Source organism: Paenibacillus sp. CR_12 (genome assembly GCF_041953985.1).
In the GTDB taxonomy this organism is placed as follows: Bacteria; Bacillota; Bacilli; order Paenibacillales; family Paenibacillaceae; genus Paenibacillus_AQ; species Paenibacillus_AQ lautus_A.
The window spans coordinates 427,271-454,076 of the sequence record NZ_JAVFHO010000001.1 but is presented as its reverse complement, the minus strand read 5'-3'; the positions used below and the strand labels follow the sequence as shown (position 1 = coordinate 454,076).

The 26,806-nt window shown below is 50.5% G+C and carries 25 protein-coding genes and 1 other annotated feature (1 of these 26 only partly in view); of the genes, 6 read left to right on the top strand and 19 right to left on the bottom strand.

What is annotated here, in order from left to right; genetic code table 11:
- Positions 1-51: 51 nt before the first annotated feature.
- On the bottom strand, positions 52-906 hold the full coding sequence (locus tag RB297_RS02135; protein WP_192572216.1) for a manganese catalase family protein: 855 nt from the start codon (positions 904-906) through the stop codon (positions 52-54).
- 195 nt (positions 907-1,101) lie between these two features.
- Between RB297_RS02135 and RB297_RS02130 the strand changes: the two genes are divergently transcribed.
- On the top strand, positions 1,102-1,608 hold the full coding sequence (locus RB297_RS02130; protein WP_375119586.1) for a DUF3231 family protein: 507 nt from the start codon (positions 1,102-1,104) through the stop codon (positions 1,606-1,608).
- Between the two features lie 94 nt (positions 1,609-1,702).
- Here the strand turns inward: RB297_RS02130 and RB297_RS02125 are convergent, their stop codons facing one another.
- Together RB297_RS02125 and RB297_RS02120 are read right to left on the bottom strand one after the other, a co-directional pair.
- Positions 1,703-2,053, bottom strand: a complete 351-nt coding sequence (locus RB297_RS02125; RefSeq protein ID WP_096775485.1) for a DUF2512 family protein — start codon at positions 2,051-2,053, stop codon at positions 1,703-1,705.
- A 207-nt stretch (positions 2,054-2,260) separates the two neighbouring features.
- On the bottom strand, positions 2,261-3,238 hold the full coding sequence (locus tag RB297_RS02120; protein WP_375119585.1) for a DMT family transporter: 978 nt from the start codon (positions 3,236-3,238) through the stop codon (positions 2,261-2,263).
- Positions 3,239-3,367: 129 nt separating this feature from the next.
- On the opposite strand from RB297_RS02120, the gene pdxR reads away from it, so the two are divergent.
- A complete protein-coding gene (pdxR, locus tag RB297_RS02115; RefSeq protein ID WP_375119584.1) occupies positions 3,368-4,762 on the top strand; it encodes a MocR-like pyridoxine biosynthesis transcription factor PdxR in 1,395 nt (464 codons plus the stop codon).
- 39 nt (positions 4,763-4,801) lie between these two features.
- Here pdxR and RB297_RS02110 read toward each other — a convergent pair whose 3' ends face one another.
- Complete coding sequence (locus RB297_RS02110) at positions 4,802-5,482, bottom strand: FMN-dependent NADH-azoreductase (RefSeq protein WP_096775482.1); 681 nt, start codon at positions 5,480-5,482, stop codon at positions 4,802-4,804.
- Between the two features lie 149 nt (positions 5,483-5,631).
- On the opposite strand from RB297_RS02110, the gene RB297_RS02105 reads away from it, so the two are divergent.
- From RB297_RS02105 to RB297_RS02095, 3 genes are read left to right on the top strand one after another with little or no spacing between them, the layout of a single operon-like run.
- Positions 5,632-6,966 (top strand): spore germination protein, encoded by a 1,335-nt coding sequence (locus tag RB297_RS02105; RefSeq protein ID WP_375119583.1) that lies wholly within the window; start codon positions 5,632-5,634, stop codon positions 6,964-6,966.
- Entirely contained in the window at positions 6,959-8,053 is a 1,095-nt protein-coding gene (locus tag RB297_RS02100) for a GerAB/ArcD/ProY family transporter (RefSeq protein WP_375119582.1), read from the top strand. Before RB297_RS02105 ends, RB297_RS02100 begins: the two co-directional genes overlap by 8 nt.
- A 1-nt stretch (position 8,054) precedes the next feature.
- A complete protein-coding gene (locus RB297_RS02095) occupies positions 8,055-9,137 on the top strand; it encodes a Ger(x)C family spore germination protein (RefSeq protein WP_277748708.1) in 1,083 nt (360 codons plus the stop codon).
- Between the two features lie 153 nt (positions 9,138-9,290).
- Here the strand turns inward: RB297_RS02095 and hisC are convergent, their stop codons facing one another.
- The 14 genes from hisC to RB297_RS02025 form a co-directional block, all read right to left on the bottom strand.
- Entirely contained in the window at positions 9,291-10,418 is a 1,128-nt protein-coding gene (hisC, locus tag RB297_RS02090) for a histidinol-phosphate transaminase (RefSeq protein ID WP_375119581.1), read from the bottom strand.
- A gap of 50 nt (positions 10,419-10,468) precedes the next feature.
- Positions 10,469-10,774, bottom strand: a complete 306-nt coding sequence (locus RB297_RS02085) for a Dabb family protein (RefSeq protein ID WP_009593575.1) — start codon at positions 10,772-10,774, stop codon at positions 10,469-10,471.
- A gap of 143 nt (positions 10,775-10,917) precedes the next feature.
- Entirely contained in the window at positions 10,918-12,522 is a 1,605-nt protein-coding gene (locus RB297_RS02080; protein ID WP_213578098.1) for an alkaline phosphatase family protein, read from the bottom strand.
- A 131-nt stretch (positions 12,523-12,653) separates the two neighbouring features.
- Positions 12,654-13,865: a Bcr/CflA family efflux MFS transporter gene (locus tag RB297_RS02075; protein ID WP_096775475.1), complete on the bottom strand. Its 1,212-nt coding sequence runs from the start codon at positions 13,863-13,865 to the stop codon at positions 12,654-12,656.
- A gap of 130 nt (positions 13,866-13,995) precedes the next feature.
- Complete coding sequence (locus RB297_RS02070; RefSeq protein WP_375119580.1) at positions 13,996-15,216, bottom strand: MFS transporter; 1,221 nt, start codon at positions 15,214-15,216, stop codon at positions 13,996-13,998.
- A 119-nt stretch (positions 15,217-15,335) separates the two neighbouring features.
- Positions 15,336-17,843, bottom strand: a complete 2,508-nt coding sequence (locus RB297_RS02065; RefSeq protein WP_375119579.1) for a WG repeat-containing protein — start codon at positions 17,841-17,843, stop codon at positions 15,336-15,338.
- Positions 17,844-18,010: 167 nt separating this feature from the next.
- On the bottom strand, positions 18,011-18,472 hold the full coding sequence (locus tag RB297_RS02060) for a DUF2269 family protein (protein ID WP_277748704.1): 462 nt from the start codon (positions 18,470-18,472) through the stop codon (positions 18,011-18,013).
- The gene (locus RB297_RS02055) at positions 18,472-19,092 is read right to left on the bottom strand and encodes a TetR/AcrR family transcriptional regulator (RefSeq protein WP_375119578.1); all 621 of its coding nucleotides are present in this window, start codon (positions 19,090-19,092) and stop codon (positions 18,472-18,474) included. The genes RB297_RS02060 and RB297_RS02055 overlap by 1 nt, the downstream gene beginning before the upstream one ends.
- Positions 19,093-19,118: 26 nt before the next feature.
- Complete coding sequence (locus tag RB297_RS02050; RefSeq protein ID WP_096775470.1) at positions 19,119-19,571, bottom strand: DoxX family protein; 453 nt, start codon at positions 19,569-19,571, stop codon at positions 19,119-19,121.
- A 186-nt stretch (positions 19,572-19,757) separates the two neighbouring features.
- Positions 19,758-21,002 carry an MDR family MFS transporter gene (locus RB297_RS02045; RefSeq protein ID WP_375119577.1) on the bottom strand — a complete coding sequence of 415 codons (1,245 nt, stop codon included), beginning with the start codon at positions 21,000-21,002 and terminating at the stop codon, positions 19,758-19,760.
- Positions 21,003-21,342: 340 nt separating this feature from the next.
- The gene (locus RB297_RS02040; protein ID WP_096775468.1) at positions 21,343-21,747 is read right to left on the bottom strand and encodes an NUDIX hydrolase; all 405 of its coding nucleotides are present in this window, start codon (positions 21,745-21,747) and stop codon (positions 21,343-21,345) included.
- Positions 21,748-21,781: 34 nt separating this feature from the next.
- Complete coding sequence (locus RB297_RS02035) at positions 21,782-22,240, bottom strand: DMT family transporter (RefSeq protein ID WP_192572234.1); 459 nt, start codon at positions 22,238-22,240, stop codon at positions 21,782-21,784.
- Positions 22,241-22,273: 33 nt separating this feature from the next.
- Entirely contained in the window at positions 22,274-22,975 is a 702-nt protein-coding gene (locus RB297_RS02030; protein WP_375119576.1) for a Crp/Fnr family transcriptional regulator, read from the bottom strand.
- Positions 22,976-23,026: 51 nt separating this feature from the next.
- Positions 23,027-23,452 carry a DMT family transporter gene (locus RB297_RS02025; protein ID WP_015734833.1) on the bottom strand — a complete coding sequence of 142 codons (426 nt, stop codon included), beginning with the start codon at positions 23,450-23,452 and terminating at the stop codon, positions 23,027-23,029.
- A 353-nt stretch (positions 23,453-23,805) separates the two neighbouring features.
- Between RB297_RS02025 and RB297_RS02020 the strand changes: the two genes are divergently transcribed.
- Positions 23,806-24,669, top strand: coding sequence for a pentapeptide repeat-containing protein (locus RB297_RS02020; protein WP_213578085.1), 864 nt, complete (start codon positions 23,806-23,808; stop codon positions 24,667-24,669).
- 137 nt (positions 24,670-24,806) lie between these two features.
- On the opposite strand, the gene RB297_RS02015 is transcribed toward RB297_RS02020, so the two are convergent.
- Positions 24,807-26,495, bottom strand: a complete 1,689-nt coding sequence (locus RB297_RS02015; RefSeq protein WP_375119575.1) for a glutamine--tRNA ligase/YqeY domain fusion protein — start codon at positions 26,493-26,495, stop codon at positions 24,807-24,809.
- 75 nt (positions 26,496-26,570) lie between these two features.
- Positions 26,571-26,806 (bottom strand) — a binding site (T-box leader) (it continues 23 nt past the right edge of the window).

Sequence of the window (26,806 nt, the reverse complement as noted above, 5' to 3'; positions counted from 1 at the left end):
GATGACTGCCTCTTTTTATTCAATAACCTGCATATCCGAACGGATGCAGACTTAATGATTTAAATCGTATAAACCAGGTGCGTGCTCGTTGGCCAGCTCCGGCATCACAGGTAACGGGAAACCCTCCGGCGGTTGAACCACTTGTAATTCTCCGCCGTTTCTGCTAGGTGTTTGACCGCTGAAAATTTCGCCGATGCGTGTGTCATCCAGCCTGAAATTGAACTGAGCGTTATGGAAACCCATATCAACGTATTTCTGACATTCCGGGTATTTATGGATGTCATAATTCGGAACGGGAAATATTTTGCCCCATTCCACGCCAAGCGTCTCCAACGCTTTTGCAAAAGCATTTTGATGTGCATTATCCCGTACGATGAGGAAAGCCAGCGTTTCGCGGAAGGCCTTGTTCGTGCTCATCTCATAAATTCGTGTTTTTTGAAGCACTCCCGTAGATTCAAGTACAATATTATCGAGCAAATTACCAACCAGATTGCCGTGATCGTACACGTAATTTCCCATCCACGGGTTTCCGGCGGCGTCCACAGGCAAAGAACTTTGGGCTCCCATAATAAAATGATGCGGATTCGCATGTTGGATCGCTTCGTTCAGCGGGGCCGCGTCCATCCCGGAGTTTCCCGCTCCTTCTGCTCCAGCACCGGTAAGCAGCTGGTTGATTGTATGTTGGACCAATTCGACATGGCTGATTTCTTCCAAAAAAACACCGCGGATCAAGTCGCGGTACTGCGTTGCCTTTCCTCGAAAATTGCTGCTCTGAAAGAAAAACTGCATCATCGTCCGCATTTCGCCGAACCGGCCGCCTAACGTTTCTTGCAGGACTTTGGCAGCTGCGGGATCTGGTTTATCCGGAACGATCAGGTTGATCAGATCCTCTTTATAAAAATACATATGCATATCCTCCGCTTCTTCTAAATTGTCATGTATCAAGTTTGCCTAGGCCTCTCTTTTTCCATGCGTCTGCACCCGATACAATGATTTCCTGCAAATTCTCCTAGAACTTCAATCTGATTTTTTGAAAGAATGAAACAATGACCTCCTGTACATAATGACTCTGTTTGGATAAATATTAAAGGAGCGATTGGGATGGGTATATTAAGCGGCAACCCTAAGGATGAACCCATGCATTACGGGGAGATTTTTAGCGTTTGGGAAACCTCCATGCTGGCAAAGGGCATGGTTTCCTGCTACGAGGCTTATTTGAATCACGCGGGAGATAAAGACCTAAAAAAAATACTTCATGATCTGCTGGATCAGGCGAAACTCGAGATTAAAGAATGCGACGAGCTGCTAACCGACAACGGAATCCCGCCTGCACCGGGGCTTCCCGAAAGACCCCCTGTCAAACTTGAGGATATTCCGGCTGGCGCAAGATTCACGGATCCGGAAATCGCGGCCAAAATCGCAGCGGATACCTCGCTCGGACTGGTATCATGCAGTCAAATCATGGGACAATCGATCCGTGAGGATATCGGTGCGTTATTCGCTAAATATCATCTCGCCAAGACGGCCCAAGGTGTGCGAATCCTTCAGATGAATAAAGAAAAAGGCTGGCTTATTCCGCCGCCGCTTCAAATCAAGAGACCCGAATAAACATGGCGTTAAACACCAAAACACTCTGAGCTTTATCAGCTCAGAGTGTTTGCTGTTTCTAACTTCTTATTGCCAATTGACTGGCGCCCGACTACTAAGCCTGCTGCTTCTTGACAGGCTGATGATCACGCAGGAGCCAGATGTGAAAGAAATATTCAAAGATCCCGGCTAACACCACTATGAGTAGAATCACCGGGAATTCCAACGTCCAGTTCGCCAATTCACTAATAAGCCACAGCAGGACGAGTACAAGTCCTGCGTCCGCGATGGTTGCAACCATATTATTGGTTCTTGGCAAAATTAATAGGTCACCCACGAGATAAGACGCAACGCCTATTCCCAGCGCGGCAATCGCGGCTGATGCAAACGTGGCATTGGATAGCCCGACGATGATGGCCGTAATCATCGCGCCATGGACCAATAGCTTAACCAGTACCTTGTCCATTCTGATCACTCCTGTCATTGATTTATGTTTTTTCGCTTGTATAATCTATAACCCAATTTTATCCTTTCAAACTTCTCCTTTGATGAATACAACCCCCAGCAAGCGGTCTCTCAGTCAATCAGACAGTTGGCACCTGAATCTCTTGAAACGCTGAGCCTTGCCGATCCACAAGCAAAGCAGCGATCAACGCTGCTTCTTTTTGTTAATCTATTCCCTCACTCCAGCGAGGCTTCCATGTTCCGACTGAAGCTGTTTGGCCGACGTAGGGCTTATGGCCTGCTGCCTGCCAATGAGGAACATACCGAGAACGACCAGAATGCCTCCGCCCCACTGCTCCCATCCTGCGGGTTCTTTTAGTACCATGACAGATAACAATAGAGCCGTGAAAGGCATCATGCCGGAAAAAGCGGCAGCTGTTGAAACATGGCAGCGCTTAATGCCGGCATACCACATGATGAACGCCACGGCCGTCACGATCGGACCATACCATATCAGTGCCAGCCATTCTCGTAACCCGATGGCGGCCAAAGAATTGACAGGATCCTCGAAACCTGCGGGAATCAAGCATAATAGGAAGGCGATCGCCGAGACGAGCGTCGTTTGGACTACAGGATGCATGGCATGGTTTGGGGAAGCCGTTTGCTTCACCGAACCGATACGGGATAGCAGGTTAAAGCCGGATTCGCTTAGAGCCGCGCAGAGCACCAGCAAGTTCCCATATATGTGCTGCACCTTGAAAGAAAGGCCGGGCGTGAGCATTCCTTGTAATACGAGGATGCCTCCTACCGTGCTGAGAATGCCTGCCAGCTTGCTGCCGCTAACCGATTCCTTCAGGAGCATGAATGCCAACATCACGGTAAAAGCGGGCGTAGTCCCCGTGAGTATTCCGGCTTCTGCCGTGCTAGTATGAAGAAGGCCATGCAGTAGAAGCATCCGGAACAGAAACATACCCAAGAGCGCCTGAAAAAACAGATACCCCCATTCGCCCCATGAAAGCCTGCCAACCGTTCTCCTCAAATCCTTCATGCTAAAAGGAAGCATGCATAACAGAGCCAGCAATAAGCTGGCCGCCGTTATAGTAAACGCACCTAACTTTCCGTTCAACAGCCACGCCGTGATGACAGAGGTTCCTGCCAGCGTGAAAGCCCCCATTAAATAAAGCATCCCTTTCCATCGTTCCAACATGATCACATCCCCTTAAAAATCTCCAATCGATGGCCGCTAATCTATGCTACAATCATAGGAAATTAACTGGTATGATAAAAGAGCCAGTTGATCACAAATATAAGCATACCAGTCGGAGGCCGAGCCAGCATGTGGGGAATCAAATTAGATCGGAACAGCGAAGTTTCGCTCAAACGCCAAATTTATTTGGCCATAAGGGATAGGATCGTTCAAGGAAACCTGCAGTCAGGAGAAGCCGTCCCCTCTTCCCGTCAATTGGCCAGGGATCTAAACGTATCTCGTGCCACGGTCAACGAAGCTCTGGACATGCTGAACGTCGAGGGCTATGTGGTCAGCAGGCAAGGAGCGCCGACGCGCGTAGCCTCAGGCATCGTGCTGGATCCTCCGACTGACGCCGCACCGCGGACGCAGAAAGAAGGTCCTCCTGACTTTGCAGCGGATTTTCGCACGGGCCAGCCAGAACTGAGGTTATTCCCGCGGTACGCATGGCAGCAGATTTCATCGAAAACCCTTGGCGGCATGAGCTCCGCCCTGCTGGGTTATACGGGTCCCCAGGGCCTGCCGGCGCTGCGCAATGAAATCGCTTTATGGCTATTTCGCAGCAAAGGACTCAGCGTGGATGCCCAGGATATATACATAACGGCAGGCGCGACGCATGCGCTCAGCATCCTTGCCGATTTGCTCTTTCGGGACCGTCAGGAGATATGGTTTGAAGATCCTTGCAATATCGAGATGCTGCAGACGTTTATCAATAAAGGGTATCGCATACGTCCAGTTCCCGTGGACGAATGCGGCATGCAAACAGATCTGCTGGGAGGCAAATCAAGTGGTCCCGTGTATGTCACCCCCTCCCACCAATTTCCACTTGGCGGTATCCTGCCGGCCGATCGGCGCGCTGCCCTTATTCGTTACGCCAGAAAGAACGACAGCTATATCATTGAGGACGATTATGACAGCGAGTTCAGATATTACGGGGATTCCGTCTCGCCTTTATATGCCATGGATCCCGATAGGGTGGTCTATGTCGGCACATTCAGCAAGGTTCTATTCCCTGCGCTTCGCATCGGTTACGCGGTGGTTCCCCGTCGGCTTCAACAAAGCTGGGGCCGGTTACGTACCCATACCGATGTGCAAAATCCCCCTTTTGAACAGGCTGCTTTGGCCGAATTTTTACATACCCGGAAATTTGACAGGCATATCGGGAAAATGCGTAAGATCTACGGCGAACGCAGGCAGGTCCTCTTGTCTTCATTACATGAACACTTCGAAGATGATTGGCGTTCTTGGGGAGATGCAGCCGGTTTGCATCTTGCCGTAGAGTTTCCCGGGGCTGTCTTTGACGAGGCTTTCAGGCAGAGGATCAGGCAAGATCGAATACGCATCACGCCGCTGGATTATCACAGCATTCAAAAAGGTCTCCACGCCAACAAGCTGCTGTTTGGCTACGGCCATCTTGAGCCTGGTGAGATCCGTGACGGAATGATGCTCCTGCATGCTTATTTAAAGGATCACGGATACATATAAAACAGGCTGCCATCAGGCAGCCTTGTTCATGATACATTCCTATTCCGCTAATCCACTTCGTATAGGCTCTATATCTGAAGTCTCCGCCATAGCCAAGTTCTTCGCAGCCGTTTCGGCTTCCTGAAAAGCCTTCTCCAGAATTTGACTTCGATCCAGAATGGCATTCCCTTGTGCCCGGATGATCTGATAATCCATGATCCCCATGAAATTAAACATGGATTTAAGGTACTTATGTGAATATTCCACCTCGGTATACCAGTCATTATTCGTGTAGATGGCGTCACTTGCCTGAATGACCAGCAAACGGCGGCCATCCGTTAGCAAACCTTCCGAACCGTTCTCCGTGTATCGAAACGTCTCACGCGCGATGAGGATGTTGTCGATATAATCCTTAAGCTTGGACGGTACGTTGAAATTGTGCAATGGCATGGCAATGACATACTTCCGCGCATCCTTAAACTGCCTCAGGATGACGGACATCCGGTCCGTGATCTGCTGCTCCTCTTCGTTAAGCGGCCCCCCTCTTCCCTGTTTGCTCCATGCCTCAAGAACCCTGTAGTCAATCGCAGGTATATGATCGCGGTATAAATCTACCTGTTCGATTATCCCTGCTGGATTCCATTTCGTGTACGCCTCTACAAAATGCTGAAGCACCTGTAAACTGACAGAGGCCGCTGCTTCCACCTTCGGATGAGCATTAATAATGAGCATTTTTTCCATTCAATTTCTCTCCTTTTCGTCTATTCCAACATATAGACAAATAAGGCAATGCGATTGTGACATCAGCCGGCGTACTTTTCTTGCATAAAGCAGAGGCTGCAATGGAAATGATATCTAACATTAAGTATGGCGGAGGAGCGGATGCAGATATGAACCTCAATGAAAGCCTGGCTGAATATTTCAAAGCGAATGCCGATTATTTCAATGTTGAAGTTCGATTGCTGCAATATCATGTCCAGGTGATCGGTTTGGATTCATTAGTGGATATTCCCCAGAGCATCGCATCGCTTCAAACCCAAACCTCGAATCTAACCGAAACCGCCCTGCCGCCCGCTGATCTGCTTAAAATCGTGGGCGAGCTTGTTGAACCCAAATTGGAAGTGGTTGTTCCCGACATCATGAAGGGCCACCTGATCATTCTGGAACCTGCGTCCGGATCCTGCAGCGCCGTTCTTCCGATATCGAAAGCTGTCACCCGCTCCGTCGCATCTCCCGAAACCGAGAACACATTATACGGCTCCAGCAGCGCCTTTCTGGAAGATATCAATACGAACATCGGCATTCTTCGAAAACATTGCACCGGATCTTCCTTGCAAGTGGAAACGTACACCGTCGGGAAGAGCCATCCCAAATCTTTATTATTAATTTATCAGGAAGACAAGATCAACCACCGGTTATTACAATCCATTCAAGCAAAAATCAAATCAGGTCTGGATCAGGATGTTCATCATATCCAGCAACTCGAAAAGATGCTTGGCGTCAACACGTGGTCGCTCGTAACCAACTTCAACATGACGGAACTTCCGCAGAATGCAGCCCACTCCCTTCAGCAGGGCAAGGCCGTGTTAATGCTTGACCGTTATCCGTTCGCAATCATTATCCCCAGCCTTGTCATGGATATGTTCTGCATGAAGGACGATCATAATTATCCCCTCCCCTTCATGTACCTGATCCGATTCTTGAGAATCCTCGGCGTATTGATCGCGACGATTATTCCCGGACTCTATGTTGCCCTGGTATCCGTCAATCCCGAGGTTCTTCGGCTTCAACTGGCTCTCTCGATTGCTAACAGCCGGCAAGAAGTCCCTTATCCCGCCTTTGTCGAGACGCTGCTGCTCCTTATCGTTCTGGAACTGATCCTGGAAGCCAGCGTCCGTCTACCCAAAAGCGTGGGTCCTACCATTACGATGGTTGGCGGCATTATACTTGGCCAAGCTGCCGTATCCGCCAAACTCGTCAGCAACCTGTTGATTATTGTGCTGGCGGGTACAACCATAGCTTCTTCTACGGTGGTAGGTTTCCAAAACTCCGTATCCGTGCGAGTGTTCAAGTATCTGCTGATCATACTGTCCGCCATCTATGGCATGCTGGGATTACTTGCTGGAATCGTTGTCATCTGTGCTTATATGGGCCATCAGAAAAGTATGGGGATTCCTTACTTGTCGTTACCAATATTGAATCAGAAGGATGAGCGAAATGGATAAGAACGGTTATCAAGCAACCATCCTGTACGTGATTTGTCATATGGGACTTATTTTTTTCCTCTATCCCTCCGACATGTTTTCCGGCATGGACACGGGCCACTGGATCGGAATCTCCATCAGCTATGCGCTGCATGCAGCTGCCCTATATATGTACATTAAAGGTCTGAAATGGGCCGCCCAGCCGAATGTCGTGGATATGTTCCGCAGCACCGGCAAATACCTGGCGTGGATCTTATTGCTTCCTGCATTCTTTTACTTCGGCATCGCTATCATCGTAACACTTAGGGCCTATTCCGAGATGTTAACTTTGGTCTTCTTATCGAGCACGCCGTTGTGGGCGGTTCAGCTGCTATTGATTGCGATTGGTTTTCTCATGGCGTGGCAAGGAATGTCCAGCATGGCGCGAACCAGCGTCCTGTTGGTTGTGTTGTTCATGTTCCCCATTTTGTTTGTTCTCTGCCTAGGCTTTCAAAATGTGGACTGGTACTACTTGCTGCCGCTCATTGACCGCGAGCAAACTTTTAATTTCATCGCAAAGCCCGATTTTCTGGTCAGTTTATTCGTTTACGCAGGCGGCTCCTTTTTCCTGGGATTGCTGCCTCCATCCATACATATCAGTCTCAAGAAAATGATGCTGGGCTGCCTTCTGCTGCTGCCCATGTTCTTCTTATCGGTCTATTTGCCGCTTTTGACTTTTGGCCAAGCCACCGCCGAGTTATACCAATTTCCTATGCTGATGACCATAGATACCGTGAATATCACCTGGCTGTTGTTTGATCGGATCACGATTTTCTTCTTATTAAGCCTGATGGCGTTTGCGCTGATGTACTTGGGAGTAACCCTATGGGTCCTTGCGACCCTAGCCCAGAAGGCTGTCCCGAATGTCCCCGGCATCTACCTGTTGATTGCTCTGACCGCTGGTCTGTTTGCCATATCCTTGGCCATCCCCAACTGGAATTACCTCAAGAATTTGCAGGTATTGATTATTCCTTTGCGATTGTATATTTTCCTGGTGCTTCCGCTGATCACGTTCCTTATCGGATGGCGGCACAAGCACAAAGCAAACCGTGCAACGGAGGTAACCTGAAATGGACAATCCGGTCAACATCCGCCATCCTTTGAAATGCTTTCTCATGCTGGCTGCCCTGGTCCCCTTGCTTGCAGGCTGCTGGGATAACAAAGACATTAACCATCGCTCGCTTCCGGTGATCATGGGCATTTCGTTAACGGAGGAGAATCAATATAAGGTGTTTCTGGACATTCCGGCCACGAATGAAACCAGCACCGTCAATATCGTTTCGGATACGGGCAACACCATCAATGAAATCATCGATCATATGAGCATGAACATGGAGACTCAGGTGGATCTGCTGCATTTAAAAATCGTCATCGTGGATAAGAACTTTGCCAGCAAGGGCATGGAAGACATTATTTCAGCGTTTAATCGGTCAAGGGACATCTCATCCAAAACGCTTTTAGCGATCTGCGATGAAGAGCTTGATCAATTCTTTTCAAAGGTGCAGGCGAAATCGGAGCACAGCGGCAGCATCGTTTATGATTTTTTTGAAAAAAACGCCGGATGGAACCCCCAGTTAGCGGACACGCGCGTATGGCAAATGTTTCGAAGCATTCATTCTTATACGCATGACGTGATCGTCCCGATCATTCGCTCAGGCAGATCCACCAGTATCGAATGCGTAGGCTCAGCCATCATCAAGAATGGCAGGATGACAGGCCGAATCGGGCCCGACGAAACCCTTGTTGCCAATGCCTTTTACGGAAAAAGCGCATTCGGGAAGGTCGAGGTTATGAACAGCGCCACCGTTCAAATCATTAGCAACAGGCTGACTCATCGCAGCTGGATGAAGGATGGAAGACCTTACCTTCGAAGCCATCTCAGGCTGAAAGTCACCATCCTGGACTCCAGGGGACACCCGACGGAAGAGCAGATCAACGGGAAGCTGGAAGAACTGCTCACCACCAGGCTGAATCAGATGTTTAAGCAAACGCAAAAAGAACAAGCGGATATACTGGCCCTGGGACAACATTTCAGAAACCACCTGACCCGCGAACAACTGCAGGATTGGAGAACGACGTATTATCCCGATCTGGATTTCAAGCTGAGCGTTACGACCGTCATTGAGAATCGTGGCAATCTTAAAAACCTGTAGGTCCCGGAAAAATGGATCAAAAACAGATGGAACTCAAAACAAAAAGAGCCGCGCCTGCGGCTCTTTTTTAGTTTTGGATGAGCTGGTTGCTGCAAGATTATTGACGTGATCCTTGCCTCCCGGGTAATGCCTTTGTATTCCTTCTTCAACGGTTTATGTTGAATGGACCAGGATCTCGCGTAAAGCGTCCAGCAAACCTTGATTTTCTTCCGCGGTTCCTACCGAAATCCGAATATGACGCGGAAGCCCCCACCCTTTGGCTGACCGGACGATGATCCCCCGTTCCAGCAGTTGATGGTATATGATATCTGCATGTTCGCCAAGCTCTGCCAGAATGAAATTGCTCATGCTCTCGACATAAGGAATCGATAATCGGTTCAGTCCCTTATAGATTTGGTGCCTTCCTTGTTCATTCATCCGGCGGGATGCATCGACATGTTCTTCATCTCCGAGCGCGGCCGCGGCCGCTGCCTGTGCCAATGCATTCACGTTAAAGGGCTCCTTAACCTGCAGCAGCGTGCGGATGATCCCTTCGGAAGCAGCGCCGTATCCGACTCGAATGCCCGCAAGCCCGTAAATTTTAGAGAAGGTGTTGAGGGTGATGACCGGATAACCCGACTTGATGAAATCGATGCCGTCCGAATAATCGGAGGCCGTGGCATAATGGCGGTATGCGGTATCAATGACCACCAGCACGCGATCCGGAAGGCTGTCGAGCAGCTTTCTCATTTCGGACTCTGGCATGTAGGTGCCTGTAGGATTATTCGGGGTGCACAGGTAAACGATTTTGGTACGTTCCGTCATAACGGCCAGCATATCTTCAGCAGAGAAAGCATATGGCTCGCGCAGCGGCACCTTAATGACCGTGCCCGACATGAGAAATGCGCCAAACTCGTATTCGCTAAATGTCGGATCGGGCACCACAATCTCGTCGCCAGGCTCCAGATACGCCCGTGAAATCAGCATGATCAGCTCATCTCCGCCGTTCGTCACGATGAATTGATTCGCTGCCAATCCCAGGTTCCGGCCAAGCGCTTGCGCAAGAACCGACGAGCGTTCATCGGGATAACGGTGCAGGTCAGGCAGCTGATTCTGAATGGCTTGCAATGCTTTTGGCGAAGGACCGAGCGAATTTTCATTGGAAGCCAGCTTAATGACGCGATCCAGTCCGTATTCTTGCTGCACTTCCCAGATGGGTTTACCCGCCGTGTAAGGCTTCAGACGTCCTAGCGCCGGCCGCGGCGTTATTTGAGGCTCCGACCCTTCCCCTGCTCTAGTCAATGTTTTCTCCCCCTAACATGATTTATGGTGCCATTGCTTATGGGCCACTTCTATATCTCGCTGTAATCGATCTCCAGAAACTGCTCGACTTCCTTCTCCCAGCGATTCTCGACAAAATCAACATGCTGAGGATGCACATTGTAGGCTTCATAATCGGCTTCGCTCGCAAACTTCATGGAGAAGCCGAAATCGTATGTATTTTTGGGACTGATTTGCTTGAATACCTTAAACTCCTGAACCGTCGGAATCGTGCTGAGGGCAGCTCGTCCGTCCTCCAGGAAACGATGCTCCTCCTCCGAGCCTTTCTCATGCTTAAGCGAAAAAATAACGGAATGAATCAAGCGGTTTGATGACATATTAGTCCAACTCCTTCTCTTTTTCTAGGCAAGAATTACATCATATTATAACGGCAAAGGCCAAAAAAATCGCTACTAAAAAGGCACCCTTTTCCAAAAAAATCGGAACAGGGTGCCTAGCACAGGCAGATTCATCGGCAGCACTATTTTGCCTTTTGATTGTGATTCGCCAGCAAATCAAGCAAATAGGCTTTCAAGTCAACCATACGTAAATGCGGAGGCTTCTCGTTTGTTCCGACAATGATCAGCGGAACAAGCGATTCCATGTGGCGAATCGATCCGTGGCCCCCGCCCCCCTCATGGGTCGGAGAGCTTCGGTCCGCCAATTCGTATCCCGGTTTAGCCGTGACCACCAAGAATTGCCCTTTATGGGAGTTCAGCGCCCCTGACAATCTCGCCAGCACATCCGGATATTGCCCGTAGTCCAAAGTGCGAGTCTGGGCATTCAATTGAAGGTCCAGCACTTCGGCATCCAACTTCACGGTCCACGCTTGTTTATAACGGTCGATCAGGCTGCCCTTCTCTTTATATTGGAGCTCCTTATACGTGGATCCCTGCATGGCGTGAATCCATTCGTCTTCTTTCCATGCAACAAAATCAATGCGGTCATCCTTGCTTATGATTTCGGCCAAGCTTCGCAACGTACGATCCGGCTTGAACTTATATACGTAAGCCATCGTTTCATTCACCGCCAGCGCAATCTCGGTTTCATCCTTAAGATCCTCACCCGGCTTTAATATGCGGATGCCCTTCAGCATAGCAGGCAAATCAATCTCCGAACGCTGCTCACGTGGAAGAAGCTGCGTCATGCCGCTATCCCCGGCAATGACGAATATAGCCTCTTCGAACGCTTTTTCCGGCGATCCGAACGACTGCAGTAAGGATTGAAGCTGCTGATCCACCTTTTTGACGCCTTCGAGCTCCGACGGCCCCTTTTTATGAAGCTTCTGGTCCAAGTCCGGCAAATATACATACAAAAAATCCGGCAGCTTATCAGCTTGGATCAGATAGTTTACGGCCCCTATCGCGAACTTATTGTTCATCCCCATCCGTTCGGTGAGATCGTCAGGCAATTTCTCGTTACCGTCGAAGGGATTGGACAGAGCTCCCAAGGTTAAAAAATCCGGGCCTTTAACTTTTATATTTTTCTGCAGCGACGTCGGCCCCTGTATCCAATCCGGGATCGTCAGCGTATGCTCGGTCGTTCCGCGATATACCAAGCCGTTGATCGACCCCGATTTCAAGCCCCTGCGGGCTAAATCTTCGTGGATCGTACGCGAATCCGCATGTAAATGCTTCCCGTTCAGATGGATTAACGCATCGGTCAGGACCGGATTGATCCCCTGCCTTAAGATTTCCATCGGTCCGGTGCCGTAATTGACCATTTTTTTATCGTCGGTCGAATACCATAACAGACCCGGAACGCCATGTACGTTCGGATAGGCTCCCGTTAACATCGTGCTGTCGATCGTAACGGACATCGTAGGAAAAGAGCTGACCAGATCCTTGTAGTATTGCCCATGTTCAATCAAGGTTTGAAAGGTGGGCAGCTGCTTTTGGGATATGCCCTTATCGATGGCCTGAGCCATTAGGGAGTCGATCATCAAAAATATGACTTTCTTATGCGTCGCTCCTTGTTCGGATTTTACCCGCAGCAAATCCTGCTCGGCAGGTTGTTTGTGCTGGCATCCCATTACCGTGATCAATACAAGAGACAGCATTCCGAATAAGATGTTTTGTATACGCATTTCCATTCACCACCTTCGTACATTTTGTCACAGAGATGGGAATGTCATGCAAGGGATATTTTGCATATTCGCAGCATGTTCAAACTTAAAAAAAGAGAGGACGCTTATCGCCCTCTCTCCCATGGTCTGTATCAATAATCCGCTGCCGTCCCCTGCGTTTTCGTCAGTTTGAAGAACGATCCCGCACCCAGCACGGAGGTGGCAAACAGGATGGCACCCATCGGCACGGCGGTGGATTCGTTAATCCCGACCAGCGGTGACACCATCGAACCCAGCATTAAGGGAAGCAAACCGATGACTGCGCTCGCGCTTCCAGCCCGATGACCCTGGTTCTCCATGGCTAGCGTAAATGTACTGGTAGCTACCATGCCGATCGTGATCATATACGTAAAGATCAAGATGACAATGACCGCAAGAGGTCCTTTGAGCATCGTCATGATCAGCAGCAGCAAGGTTGCACTTACCGAGACCATAACCCCGATCCGAAGCAGGCTCCGCTCATGTATGATGCCGCCAAAACGGCCAATGATGAAACTGCCTGTTATAATGGCGATTCCATTGATTCCGAACAGAATGCTAAAGACTTGCGGCGACACTCCGTAAATGCCTTGATATACAAAGGGAGTACCGGAAACGTAAGCGAAGCTTCCGCCGTGAATGAAGCCTACCGTCAACGCGTAACCGATAAAGGAACGATCCTTGAACAGGCTTCCCATCGTACGTACCGAATGGGCCAGGGAGCTTGGCGTTCTTCTCTCGCGCGGCAACGTTTCCTGTAGCCGTATGGCCACGATCAATACGATGACTGCCCCGAACAAACTTAAAAAATAAAAGATGGAATGCCAGCTCGCTCCCGGCATTAGCAATATGGCCCCGCCGGACATCGGCGCAACCATGGGGGCAACCGCGTTGATGACGGATAATAAGGCAAAAAACTTCGTAAGCTCGCGGCCGCTGAACACATCCCTTACAACGGCGCGCGAGATGACCAGACCTGCCGCTGCGGTAAAGCCCTGCAAGAATCTGGCGATGACAAGCGCCGTAATATGGGGTGCCAAAGCGCAGAACAAGGAGGAAAGGGCAAACAAGACCAGGGAAATGATGAGCGGCTTTCTTCTTCCTTGCGCATCGCTGATAGGTCCCACAATGATCTGGCCGACCGCAAGGCCGATCAGGCAGGATGTCAAGCTTAACTGGACGAGCGATGCACGCGCGCCTAAGTCATCGGCGATTTCGGGAAAGCTGGGCAAATACATGTCGATATTGAACGGTCCTAATATGCCGAGCAAGCTAAGGAGCAAGGCTAATCCGAGGCGTTCTTTTCCTGTCGGGTTATGAAGCATAATGTGTCAAACACCTCTACTCTATGATTTTGTATTACATATCCTGTCATTGACTTGTCCATAAAATAGTAAAACTGCAAGGCTGAACTCCCTATGTATCCCAGCCGACAAAAGAAAAGCCCGGTTCGAATCAAACCGTGCTCTTCCCGCTTTTATAGAGGATCCGATTAACCTTTTCGGAGCTCAGCATCATGATCAGGGCAAACAACAGGATGACGACGGGAAACAACCCGATGGATATCTGGGCTGCAACGATCCCAAAGAGCGGGGGCAGTATCGTTGTGCCTGTGTAGGCAACAGCCATTTGATACCCCATGATTTTGGATGATTGGGCTCTGCCGAAGCGCGCCGGCGTTTCATGCAGCATGCAAGGAAATATGGGCGCTAGGCCGAGTCCGATGACAATCAAACCGATGAGGGACAGATAGGGATGCAGCGGCAGCAATAACAGGACGGCCCCTGCAATAGCCGTCACCTGCCCGGCCCGTATGAGCGTGAGATTGTTGATCTTCAGCGTCACGAATCCGGTTATGAAGCGGCCGACCGTAATGCCTCCGTAATACATGGATACCCAGACTGCCGCTGTTTCCAAAGGGAGCCCCCTGGTCCCTACCAGAAAGCTTGCTCCCCATAAACCAACGGTCACTTCAACACCGCAATAGAACAAAAATGCCAGCAAGGTAACCTTTACCCCTTTGATCTGCAGCGGATTGCCGCGTTTCTGGACCATGGCTTCCCCTCTGCTCGCGGAGTCGGTTCCCGTGTGTACGTCCTGCATGCCTTGAGGCTGATGTCGGCTCGCCACGATCTTCCATAGCGGTAACGTAAGCAGCAGGATGAAGACCAGCGCGAATTGCAGGATCGATACGGTATAATATCCGTCTCTCCATGCATTGCCGGTCCCCATGGAATAGGACATGATGATCGGTCCTAACGTTGCGCCGACGCCCCAGAAGCAGTGCAGCCAGCTCATATGATGGGCCTTATAGTGGTTTGCCACGTAATTGTTCAACCCTGCATCAACTGCTCCTGCGCCTAGACCAAGGGGAATCGCCAACAGAATGAGCCAGAACAACGATGGCGCAAACGAAAACCCGAGCAGCGCGCTGGCCGTCACCAAGCAGCTGATAAGCGTAACGATCCCCGTCCCGAAGCGTTCGATCACGCTTCCGCTGACCAGGCTGGACACGATCGTGCCTCCGGTTACCATCATCGACAGTAAACCCGCGGATTCAAAGGCCGCTCCGATATCCGGCTGCATGGCCGGCCAGGCGACACCAAGCAGCGAATCCGGAAGCCCTAAACTAATGAAGGCAAGATAAATAATAAGAAGAAAAAATGTTACCACCATGAAGGTCCTTTCAACGTTGATATCAATATGGCAATATTCATCTATTCTAAACCTTGTTCGGTCTTATGAAAAGGCCAGGCACGGCTTTTGTCCTCGAAAGCGGCGCGCTGAATGAAATGTCAGGAATGGAACGCCTTCCAGAATTCACCTTCGGTATTGATGATATCCCGGATCTGTGCGAACGGAATGGTGAATGTCGGAAAACCCGCGGCGTAAGGAGCAATCTCGTAAGGCGCAAACACCAGATGAATCGCATGATCCGTCACATAGAAGGACTGGTCGGGAGCGATTCCCGTATAACTGTCCGGAAACACGTACGAATACTGAGGATCCTCCTTGATCTGCTTGCCGACGATCCGGCTGAGCTCCTGCACATAATCGCTGCCTGGCTTAAACAAATCCTTCAGCAAATACATGCTGCCGTTCCCCAGGTTAATCAAGGCAAAGGTTCGTGTCGGCATGCCATGCGCAGCACCGAAGGGATAATGATAACCGTTCAGCTCGAGTACTAGCAGCTGCTCCTTGTAGAATATGACGTCAAAATCGCCTGTATAAGCATATTCCAGCTGCTGGTCGGCCGGGATGGACTTTACTTGAGACATATCTTTAAGCTTGTTATTAACCGCTTGCTCGGCAGCCCGATCCCTCATTCCCTCGATCTGAGGATAATAAACTAAGTAATCCGGATTGGGTTTATACTTCTCCTCTGCGACCTGATAAGGAGGCTGTAACGGAATTACCGTATTCTGCTTCCAGATGACGCGGCCCGATCGATCCAGATACGACAGCCTCTGATCGACCATGGCCTTTATCAAGCCGCCTGGTTCCAGCGTAAATGAACCGCTGCCGTTAACGCGGGGATATCCCGGTGCCGGTTGGCCTGATCGATCGATGAAATACGTCTGCATCGCATCATATACCGAGGCCAAACCGTGCGTGAATTCAAGAACGTCACGATATACATAATCGGACAGCCTCTTTCCTTCCCAATCGGCAATGGCATAGATAGATCCAATATACGGCTGTTCCGGATCGATCGCACGCCCGAGTGCAAACCGGTCTTCCTTCAAATCCCGGATGTCGTTATATTCCGGCTGGATCACCCATGTTCCCTGTTTATTAATGACGCCATACTTCGATCGGTAATCTTCAGCCGTGTTAACGATAGCTCTGCCGTGATGGAAAGGAAATGCCGAAGAAAAAGCCGGCGGGATGACAACGTTTCCCTGTTCATCGATATAACCGTACTTGCCGGCGCTTTCCCTCTGGAAGGCCAGCATGCCCTCACCTAGCGGTCCAACGTAAGCGAACGGATAGGTGGCCAATTGGCGTCCCTGGGGATCGATGAGGGCATACAGATTTTCTTTTATTTTCACAACGGCTTTGCCGCCTGCAAAATCATTCGCTTCCTCATACTGCGCAGGGATCGCCTCCTGACCCTCGGCATCGAGGTAGCCGTATCGGCTGTTTGCGCCATCTCCGCCGCCGGAATCGGTAACATCGAAAACGGCTCTTCCTTCGCTAAGCCCCGCGATATACGGATAACTCCGCCTTGTCAGCACTCGCCCTTGTTCGTTGATCATCTGAAAGCCTTGACGATCGATCACGGTCGCTCGATGTTCCAAGAATGGGCTAATGGATTGATACGTGGGCTTCACGACGAAACGGGCGAACCGGTCGATGAGCCCATAAAGGCCGCCTGCGCCAACGACTGCAAGGCCATTGTCCTGGAAATCCTGAGCATCCTCATACTTGGGTTGAATGACCATGCTGCCGCTACGGTCAATGTATCCCCACTTTGTTCCGCTCGTTGTTTTCACGGATGCCGGATATAAGCGGCCAAGGGTCTGCGATTTCCCCCTGCTTGCCAGCATTTCCTTGATCCGGCTCTCAAGCTCAAGCAGAATCTCGCGTGAAGGGTAAGGCTCTGCGAACTCAAGTGCTTTACGGACCGACACTAGCGCGGCCTCCGGCATCCCTGCCCGGTATTGCGCGTCTGCCAAGTAGTACCAATAATAAGCGTAATCCGGATGTTCGTGCGTCAATCTCTCGTAATACTGAACGACGGCAGGAAAATAATAAGGGTAAGCATCCGTTGCAAGCACTAACGTTCCTCGGTCCCACCTGACCACTTCGACTCGATACGCTTCTCCCGTATCGTGGATCCATAACGCGATTTCAGCAAGACCATCCGAGCCCGCCGGACCGGGCAGATCCACGATATCGATATAACTGAAATTCACGTCAGCAGGCGCGATATCCTTATATCCCTCCGAAGTCCATGCGTAGATCGACAATTTGGACCAGATAGAGCCGAGCTGCCAACCTACGATTACATGGTTCAGGCTAGGGTTTAACACGGGAGCTGCCGTCAGTAAAGTAACCCCATACCCCTGTCCCATGACATTGGCAACGACTTCGTAACCAGCATTTCGATAAAGCAGCACAAATAGATATAATGCTTCATTCAATCGATACACTCCAACGATTTCAGGCACCTGATCTCCCGTAAGATCGGCGGTTATGACGGCAGCATGTTTGGCAGTATGACCCATGTGTACAATTTCCGCGCCGTTTGGCAGATAAGCCTTAACCATCTGAACCAGCTGCGGATCATAAACGGACATGAAGTTTTCCTCCCTATTCGCAAGCTTTCTCGCCTAATCGTATGCAGACGATTGTCAAATATGCGCTAACGCGAGAGGGAGACGGCGCTTCACGCGACATGTTTCGTTGCGGACCGTTAACTAAAAACGACCCGATCGCGGTTTAGCGATCAGATCGTCATTATCGTTCAGAATGGTTTGCTCACCATGAGGTATAAAATAACGAACGGCAGCAGTGTTGCTATCGTCCCGCCTACCGCCCAATACGTTGAAGCTCGCTTATAACTTGCTGATATTCCTCCATCCTCTACGGACTGCAAACTATGCCGAATCATTCCTTTTTGCAGAGGAATCAATATGCCCGCCCACAGAATTCCCGTAATGCCGAACAAAACCAAGGAAGCCGTAAGCCAGCTCATCCCGCTCATTCCATATCCGGCTTGCATGGCCATCACTATGCCTGAAACGATGATCAGCAGCAGGCCTGGAAGCGTGAACACGGCATCGGCTAACATGACATTTTTTACCGTCTGATAGATTTCTGCAGGATCCCCTTTCAGGTCCGCCCGTACCTTCCAGAATGCTGCCGTGACGATATTGCCCAGAAACAATACGCATCCGGCAATGTGAAGAAATAACCATAACGTCATCAGTCATCCCCCTCCTTCCGATGCCCGGGCCGCAATATATCGATGATGAAATCCGAATATTCCTTCGTGCTGAATACATCGCTTGTTACGCCGATAAGTCCCCGCATCCGCAATCCGAAAGACAACAGCTCGAACAGCTCCGCCGTCCGTTCCGCATCGATGGATTTCGTTATGACGCCGGCTTCCTGGCCCGTAACAATCCATTCCTTGGAAGTGGCTCTCGCTTCCCTGTAGAAGCCAGCCACAATGTCGGCAATTTCCGGCTGATCGCTTTTGCCGATCAGGTACATCAAGATCAGGTTGCTGACATCGTCCCTGCTTTCCAGTCTCGACATGCCGTTTGCAATGGCATTCATCGGCCCGTCAAACTGTTTAATGTCCCCTTGATTGTTCACCTCGTTCATGAACTGCTCGTTCTGTTCGGCAAGCTTTGCTCTTAACACGAGGACAAACAGCTCATCCTTGCTTGAAACATAATGAAAAATAGCTCCCTTGGACAAGCCGGAACGCTTCATGATGTCATTGAGCGTGGTTCGGCTTGCGCCCTGCTCACGTATCAGTTCTTCCGTGGCTTCAAGCAGTATTCGCTTGGTCTGCTCTCGTCGTTCTTCCTGCTTCATCTGTTATCCTCCTTGATGATGGTTGGTTACCCCTGAGGCGGAAGCCATCCCGCCATGATGACCGCCGCCAAGAACACGATTTGCATCAGCGTTCTCGGTCCGATCGGAGTGGCCGGCTTGCCGTCGAGCGGCAACCGGTGTTTTGCAGCGAACACATTGGCCGGAAACATGGCCAGCAGCATAAGAGCCAGGCCTGAAGAGGCGAAGGCGGTCGTGGCCGGAATAAGGATCAGAATAGCTCCCGCAATCTCCAGCACCCCGGTGACGGTAACGACAAGCGCGGCATTAGGGATCCCCGGCGGTACCATCGCGATCAGATCGGCTCGCCGTTTTCCCCAATGGGCAGAAGCCGTAATCAGGAACATGACCGCAACCGCTAACCTGAGCGAATTAACCCAATCATTCGTATACTCCCAACCTGCAAAGCCCAGTGCCCGAAACAAAAGAAGCGACACGAACATGGCAATAAACGGTATCATGGCCTTCACCAACCTTCCGTGAATTTGTAACTCCATTATATATACCGACCGGCGGTTTGTAAATATAAAAATACAACGTTTTCCCAAACCTCCACGGCAAGCCTCGTATGAAAAAGTAAAAAAGCCAAGCCGGTTGCGTCCCAACCCGGCTTGGCCCTTTCTTTTTACGATCCATTCAAGCGTCCGCTAGCTATAGCTTTTTTCTACATACATTCGAAATAGCAGAATATACAACACCGTGCTGACCAAGGCCGATAACAGTATGATGCCGAATACGCCCATCGGCGGTACCCAAGCTGACAGAAATACCGTCACCGGCGCCAGCAATCTTCCTACCGTAAACTGCAAGCTGTCAGCTCCCATATACTGCCCTCTTGCATGCTCCGGCGCATAATGGCTGATAAAGCTTTGCGTCACCGGCGAACGGACAATTTCCCCGAAAGTAAAAATAATGGTTACGAAGAATAAAAACCAGATGTTGGTGTTCAGTCCAAGCGCAAACGTGCCTACACCGGATAACAAGGAAGAAAGAACGAATACGTCACGCTCCTTCCAGTTCCGAAACCACTTGGTTACCGGAAGAATAAATAGAACGAACAGGAGCCCGTTAAGGCCCAATACCCACCCAAGAATCTCCGTGCTCGATAACATTAGCGAATGACCGTTCCAAGAGAACAGCGTCTGGGATGGCACATAATCGATGACATATACCGCCAAATACAGGTCCAGCTGCATGATGGTCACTAGGGCAAATATCCCTGCCAGTATGTATACCAGAAAAACTTTATCCCGAAAAATGATGCCATATCCCTTCCACTGCGCCTTGAACACCTGAAGGATCGAATCAGATCGCTCCGGACTCTTCGCTGAAGCCGGCAAGGTTTCCCTAACAATAAAGTAAATCGCGATGAAATAGACCAGCAATACGACTGAACATGACCACAGGAGCTCTTGCCGATACTGAAAAAAGAAAATGGCTCCAAGTGCCGGACCAAGCACGGCCCCTAAGTTGTTCGCCGTCGTAAACGTTGCGAATACCTGCCGTCGTTCTTGAACGGGAACCAAATCCGCTACCATCGCCGAACTGGCCGGCCTGTAGATTGCCCCCCCGAATCCGATGCCGATAAATGCGGCATAATCGGTCCAGTGCGAAGGCGACAGCGCGAACAGGGCAAACATGACCGTTTGCAGCGAGGCGCCAAGCAGCATGACGGGGCGTCGTCCCAGCCGATCGGCTAAAGCGCCGCCGAGCAGGCTGCCAACGATGCTGAATATCGGAGGAACCGTCATTAGGATTCCCGCGATATGATTGCCTAGAGCAGCGCCGAAATATACCGTTATGAAAGGAAAATACATCCAAAACAGCATATTGAACAGCGCTTCGCCGAATAATCGAACCTTTAAATTGGTATTCCATAATCGTATTGGCATAAAACTCCCTCTCTTCAGTCCCAACAGCCCAAGTTAAACATTGGCGATGCAGTTTCTATCCCGGCCGGGTATTACAAACTATAGGGCATTTTCCTGGCAAAATATAGACTTATATTTAACGCTGAGTTATACTAATAATATCAAAGCCGAATATAGTGATTTTCAATTTAGATGACCCATAAAACGAACATTTGTTCCAAATACAAAAGACGCTCCCCTCGGAGCGTCTTTTTTTGTTGCATGGCTGTATTCAATTGGGCCTGCTGTCAGGGCGGGCATGGATAATGAAAACGCCCGTCAGATGGCAGCCAGGATCAAGTAATAGGATAATCCCTAAGGCTTAATCCGCCAGTTTTTTCAGTTCATGCAAATGATCAAAGATCATCTGGCTGACCTCGGAGACCCGTGCCCGATCCTTATACGTGAGCCATGCCAGCTCTTCAATCTCCGAAGCCGGTCTTAACTCCCCTTCATATTCAGCCGTGTAACAGGACATCGTTACTCGAACGCCCTCCGATTTACCGTGGGCGGAAGCGCGGAAGCTCCCTGCATTCGCCGCGGACTCCGGTTTGATGCGAACGGACAGCTCCTCCTCAATTTCCCGAACCAGGGTTTCGATATCGGATTCTCCCGGTTCCCGCTTTCCTCCGGGCAGGTAATACGTGTCCTTGCCTTTTGAACGTGCGCACAGTATGCGTCCATCCACGATGTGGATCCAAGCGATTTTATCAATTTCCGTTATCATATGGATTCCTCCCTCATTCTTCGTTTGCTGATGGCTATGCCGTCTCTTGCTGCTCCTGTTTACCGCCTAACTTAAATACTAGTATGCCCCCGACAATCACAAGAACACCGATCAGCTGATTGCTCGTAAACGGGACCTTCTCCAGGCCCAACCAGCCCAAGGAGTCCCACAGCAGCGCGAAACCGAGCTGCGAGGTCATAACGATCGAAATCGCGAATGTAGCACCAAGCAGCCTTGTCGCTTGTACCAAACAGATCACGACCCCGACTCCGATCATTCCGCTGATCCAGTACCAGGGCTCCATGTTTTGAATGTCGAATGTCCCTTTTCCCTCTACGGCAAGACTCATGGCGAACGAAGCCACAAAGCCCATGCCTAGCACCAACGTCGTTGTAGACCAGGAGCCTGTTTTTTCATTCACCCTGTTATTGAAAATGTTCTGCAAGCTAACCAACGAACCCGCGATCAGCGCTAATACCAATCCTGCTACCATGCTCTATCTCCCTTACGGTTTCTTTCACCATCGTCATTCTTCGTAGATATTGCCGCCGGCTGCACTCATCAACGCTTCCCGATCTTTGATCAGAATGGAACCTTTGCGACGCACGATCAGTCCTTCATGACTGAATTTCTGAATCACCCGGTTTAAATGCCGATAACTGGTTCCGAGCAGATTCGCGACATCCGTCAGATGGTATGCCGCAGGGTCGCTCATGACAAACGTGCCCGACGCTTCCTCCGAAACGGACAGTAAATAACTGGCCAGTCGCACCTCCACCGGGTGCAGTAAATTAAAACTCAAGAAATTGGATTTGATATAAAATTTCCGCGTGATGATCCGCAGCAAAAATTGAAGCAGCGGCGGATGCTCCTGCCCGTATTTGCGAAGCCAGCGATAATGCACGCCGATCATGTAGACGGGCGACACGGCCTGTACCGTATTGATCATCGGATTTCCCTGAACGTATTCGATGTCTCCGATCACCTCGAGCGGCGTTTTGAATGAAAGGACCAGCGCCTTGCCTTCCGCGGATGTCGTGAAAATTTTAATTTTCCCTTCAACCAGGACGTACAGCATCTCGGCAGGCTCGCCTTGCGTACAGATGATGTCGCCGTGGTCGAAATGATATAACACCAAATAAGGCTTTAGCCCATCGGGAAATATGGAATTGATTTGGTTGCTTAACAAAAAATCCTGCATGAGCTCGGCATCATGAATTTCCTTCACGTCCCTGTCTCCTTTCCCCATCACCCGTCTAAAGGCCCCTTATTGTCCGCATCATAATTTGATAATCACGACTCCGGCAATCATCATCCCGATCCCGATGAATTGAGGCAAACTCATTCTCTTCTTCGCCACGCCGAACCATCCGTTGCTGTCAATCAGGAACGTCAAGAATAACTGGGCGATTAATAACGCGGATATCGTTAATGTAACACCGATGTTCTGAATCGCCGTCACCTCGCTGAATATGATGGGCGCGCCCAACGCTCCGCCGATCAGATACAGCGGCTTCACTTGCCCGAAGCCTTGCCTGCTGCCGTCCCGGACGAACAGCAGAATGACCAATGCCATCAAAAACCCGGTCAGCTGCGTGACCGCGGCGGCTTGCCAGGTCCCCATATCCTGGCTGATCCGGGCATTGGCTACACCTTGCAGCGTAATGCAGGCACCGCCAATGAATGCAAATAAAATTCCTCTCACGATACAAACTCCTTCATCTATAGATCTGTATACTATTAAAAGTGATCTCACCGGACGCAGGAAAGGACATATGTCCTGAAATGAACGGGATTCCACATCTAGCCTGTCCGAAGACACGAATTTCATTATATACTATCTGTTGGCTTTTCATCGATCATGCAAAAAAAAGCTGCCTAAATTTCCTTGGCAGCCTAAACGATGGTTACGCAGATATCGGGCTCTCACGCATTCTTAAGGTATAAAACAGCTATAACCAACATTGCATCTATGACTCTATCCTTAATTTGTTTTAAAATATAACTATGATTAGTCATTTATTGACGTTTCTATGACCGGAAGGAGCACCTCTACGCATGCTAGACAGACAAGAACACATCCCTGATGAACAGGGCCGAATTCAATTGCAATCGGATTGCGAACGCTGCTTTGGATTATGCTGCGTCGCTTTGCCTTTCGCTTCCTCCACCGATTTTGCCATCGACAAAGACGGCGGGACTCCTTGCCGCCATCTGCAATCCGACTTCCGATGCGGCGTACACAACAGCCTGCGGCAGCGCGGCATGCGGGGATGCACCGTTTATGAATGCTTCGGCGCGGGGCAAATGGTTTCACAGGTTACCTATAACGGACGCGACTGGCGGCAGGCCCCGGAGACGGCAAAAGAAATGTTCGACGTATTTCCGATTATGCGACAGCTTCAAGAGCTGTTATGGTATCTGAACGAAGCGCTGAGTTTGCAGCCGGCGCATGCCATACATTCTGATCTTAAATCGTCGCTGGAAGCGACGAGGAAGTTGACCCAGCTTCCTGCCGCATCCCTGCTACGGCTGGACGTGGCAGCTCATCGCGCTGAAGTGAACCAGCTGCTTCTTCGAACCAGTGAGCTTGTGCGGAACGATGCGCGACAGAAGCATAAAGGGCCGCCCGTGCGTCAGAAGATCGGGGGCCGTGGTGCCGATCTCATGGGAGCAAAGCTTAAAGGAGCTGACCTAAGATACGCCAATCTGAGAGGAGCTTACCTCATTGCGGCGGACCTCAGAGGAGCCGATCTGCGGGCCGCGGATTTGATCGGGGCCGATTTCCGGGATGCGGACCTAAGGGGAGCTAATTTAACGAACAGCATCTTCCTGACTCAATTCCAGGTTAACGCGGCGAAGGGAGACGCAAGCACCCGGCTACCTTCTTCCTTAGCCCGGCCGGCACATTGGACGTCTTAACGTCCCATGAATAGCAGCATACACAGGATCATTGACCAAGACCTTCGCAAAGGAATCTCCGGCAGCCACTCGCTTCCGGCTTCTTTGCGCTGTCTGAATGTCCGTACCCGATGATCGCGGCCCCTTGATCGTATCCATTAATTCTTGCCGGTCTTCTTCCATGAATCCTTCAACGAAACGACCCGGTTAAACACCGGCCTATGCTCTGTTGCATGCTTGGAATCCAAGCAGAAATAGCCGTGTCTGATAAATTGGTACGTTTGGTTCATGACCGGTTCCTTCATGGAGGGCTCCAGTATGGCGTCTTTGATCCGAATCAACGAATCGGGGTTCAGGAGATCCGCCCAAATATTATCCGATTCCAACAGCTCGGCCGATTCCTTCAATAATGTATCGTACAAGTGAAGCTCCGCCGGAATCCCATGCTTCGCTGAGACCCAGTGCAGCGTGGATTTCACCTTGCGCCCTTTGAATCCGCTGCCGCTCTTCGTCAGTGGGTCATACGTGCAGTGAATTTCCATGATGTCCCCCGTTGCCGGGTCTTTCACGACATGCTCGCATTTGATGAAGTAGGCTCCTTTCAGGCGCACTTCCTTGCCGGGCGATAACCGATGAAATCCGGGATCCGGCTCCTCCATGAAGTCCTCCCGTTCGATGTACAGCTCCCGTGAAAAAGGAACCTCCCGCATCCCTAACGCTTCGTCATGTTCATGGTTCGGTATGCTCAGCATCTCGGTGCGATCTTCAGGAACATTCGTAATGATCACCTTCAGCGGGTTCATGACCGCCATCGCATTGCGGCACCGATCCTTCAAGTCCTGACGGATGAAATGGTCGAGCATCGCCGAATCCACCATGCTGTTGCCGCGAATCACGCCAAGTTCGTCCAGGAAATGCCGGATTCCCTCGGGAGTCACCCCCCGTCGCCGAAGTCCTTTCAACGTAGGAAGTCTGGGGTCATCCCACCCGTCCACAAAACCTCCCTCGACGAGTTCCCTCAGGTATCGCTTGCTTGTTACGTATCCGGAGATGTTCAATCTGCCAAACTCCCGCTGCTTCGGGGGCTCCGTCACTTCCAGCTCGGCCAGCACCCATTCGTACAGCGGTCGATGCTCTTTAAATTCGGCAGAGCACAGCGAATGCGTGATTCCTTCAATCCAATCCTGGATCGGATGGGCAAAATCATACATCGGGTACACGCACCACGTGGTTCCCGTACGATAATGCTCGGCATGAATAATCCGGTATAAGACAGGATCTCTCAGATTCATGTTGGGCGAAGACATATCGATTTTGGCCCGGAGCACTTTCGCAGACGTTCGGAATGCCCCTTCCAGCATTTGTTCGAATAACGATACATTCTCCTCGATGCTGCGCTCTCGAAACGGGCTGTTCATGCCGGCTTCGGTCAGCGTCCCCCGGTATTCCGTCATTTGTACCGGCGTGAGATCACAGACATATGCCTTCCCCTTGGTGATGAGTTTCCTTGCTGCCTCAGCGATTTGATGCGCATAATCCGATCCGAAATAAACGCCCGGCTTCAGTCCGAGCCACTCGACATCCTCCCGGATCGCATCCACGTATTTCATGTCTTCCTTCAGCGGATTCGTATCGTCGAACCGAAGATTGAATGTCCCGTTAAACCGGCTGGCGATGGCATGGTTAATGTGGATTGCATAGGCACTGCCGATGTGCAGATAACCGTTGGGCTCTGGCGGGAACCGCGTAGCCACCGGCCTGTGATATACGTTGTTCTCCACATCGTCCTTGATCATCCTGGTCAAAAAATCCGCCGTTTCCGCTCCATTGTTGTAGTCGTTGCTCATACCTGAATCCTCCCTATGTTTGATTACTGCCGCAATGCCGTATAAAACAAAAAATCCCGTCTCCAAGACATAAGTCTTGGGGACGAGATTCGTTTCGCGGTGCCACCCCGGTTTGCCGATATCTCTCGATACCAGCCTTATCGGGTACGGCCATCACGCGATCGCTTATACCCTAGCTCTGTAACAGGAGCTCCTGTCGCACCATCCCTTATCCATAAGTTCCGATGCGCCGCTCGGAGGCTTGGTTCAATGAAGGGCTTCCCGCTCCTTTTCAGCATACCGGAGCTCTCTGCGGGGATTCCTGTTCATCT

Coding starts and splice junctions, on each gene's coding strand:
- RB297_RS02130 (WP_375119586.1), top strand. CDS start 1,102: ATGGGTATATTAAGCGGCAACCCTAAGGATGAACCCATGCATTACGGG.
- RB297_RS02035 (WP_192572234.1), bottom strand. CDS start 22,240: ATGGTAGCAGGATTGGTATTAGCGCTGATCGCGGGTTCGTTGGTTAGC.
- RB297_RS02120 (WP_375119585.1), bottom strand. CDS start 3,238: ATGTTGGAACGATGGAAAGGGATGCTTTATTTAATGGGGGCTTTCACG.
- RB297_RS02075 (WP_096775475.1), bottom strand. CDS start 13,865: ATGCTTCATAACCCGACAGGAAAAGAACGCCTCGGATTAGCCTTGCTC.
- RB297_RS02050 (WP_096775470.1), bottom strand. CDS start 19,571: ATGATACCGTTTATTGCCATGTTCGTGTCGCTTCTTTTGTTTCGGGCA.
- RB297_RS02080 (WP_213578098.1), bottom strand. CDS start 12,522: ATGCGTATACAAAACATCTTATTCGGAATGCTGTCTCTTGTATTGATC.
- RB297_RS02020 (WP_213578085.1), top strand. CDS start 23,806: ATGCTAGACAGACAAGAACACATCCCTGATGAACAGGGCCGAATTCAA.
- RB297_RS02045 (WP_375119577.1), bottom strand. CDS start 21,002: ATGCCAATACGATTATGGAATACCAATTTAAAGGTTCGATTATTCGGC.
- RB297_RS02125 (WP_096775485.1), bottom strand. CDS start 2,053: ATGGACAAGGTACTGGTTAAGCTATTGGTCCATGGCGCGATGATTACG.
- RB297_RS02060 (WP_277748704.1), bottom strand. CDS start 18,472: ATGACGTTATGGTTATTTCTTCACATTGCCGGATGCGTATTGTTTCTG.
- RB297_RS02110 (WP_096775482.1), bottom strand. CDS start 5,482: ATGGAAAAAATGCTCATTATTAATGCTCATCCGAAGGTGGAAGCAGCG.
- RB297_RS02055 (WP_375119578.1), bottom strand. CDS start 19,092: ATGAAGCAGGAAGAACGACGAGAGCAGACCAAGCGAATACTGCTTGAA.
- RB297_RS02015 (WP_375119575.1), bottom strand. CDS start 26,495: ATGAGCAACGACTACAACAATGGAGCGGAAACGGCGGATTTTTTGACC.
- RB297_RS02135 (WP_192572216.1), bottom strand. CDS start 906: ATGTATTTTTATAAAGAGGATCTGATCAACCTGATCGTTCCGGATAAA.
- RB297_RS02065 (WP_375119579.1), bottom strand. CDS start 17,843: ATGTCCGTTTATGATCCGCAGCTGGTTCAGATGGTTAAGGCTTATCTG.
- RB297_RS02070 (WP_375119580.1), bottom strand. CDS start 15,216: ATGGTGGTAACATTTTTTCTTCTTATTATTTATCTTGCCTTCATTAGT.
- RB297_RS02085 (WP_009593575.1), bottom strand. CDS start 10,774: ATGTCATCAAACCGCTTGATTCATTCCGTTATTTTTTCGCTTAAGCAT.
- RB297_RS02040 (WP_096775468.1), bottom strand. CDS start 21,747: ATGATAACGGAAATTGATAAAATCGCTTGGATCCACATCGTGGATGGA.
- RB297_RS02100 (WP_375119582.1), top strand. CDS start 6,959: ATGGATAAGAACGGTTATCAAGCAACCATCCTGTACGTGATTTGTCAT.
- RB297_RS02095 (WP_277748708.1), top strand. CDS start 8,055: ATGGACAATCCGGTCAACATCCGCCATCCTTTGAAATGCTTTCTCATG.
- pdxR (WP_375119584.1), top strand. CDS start 3,368: ATGTGGGGAATCAAATTAGATCGGAACAGCGAAGTTTCGCTCAAACGC.
- RB297_RS02105 (WP_375119583.1), top strand. CDS start 5,632: ATGAACCTCAATGAAAGCCTGGCTGAATATTTCAAAGCGAATGCCGAT.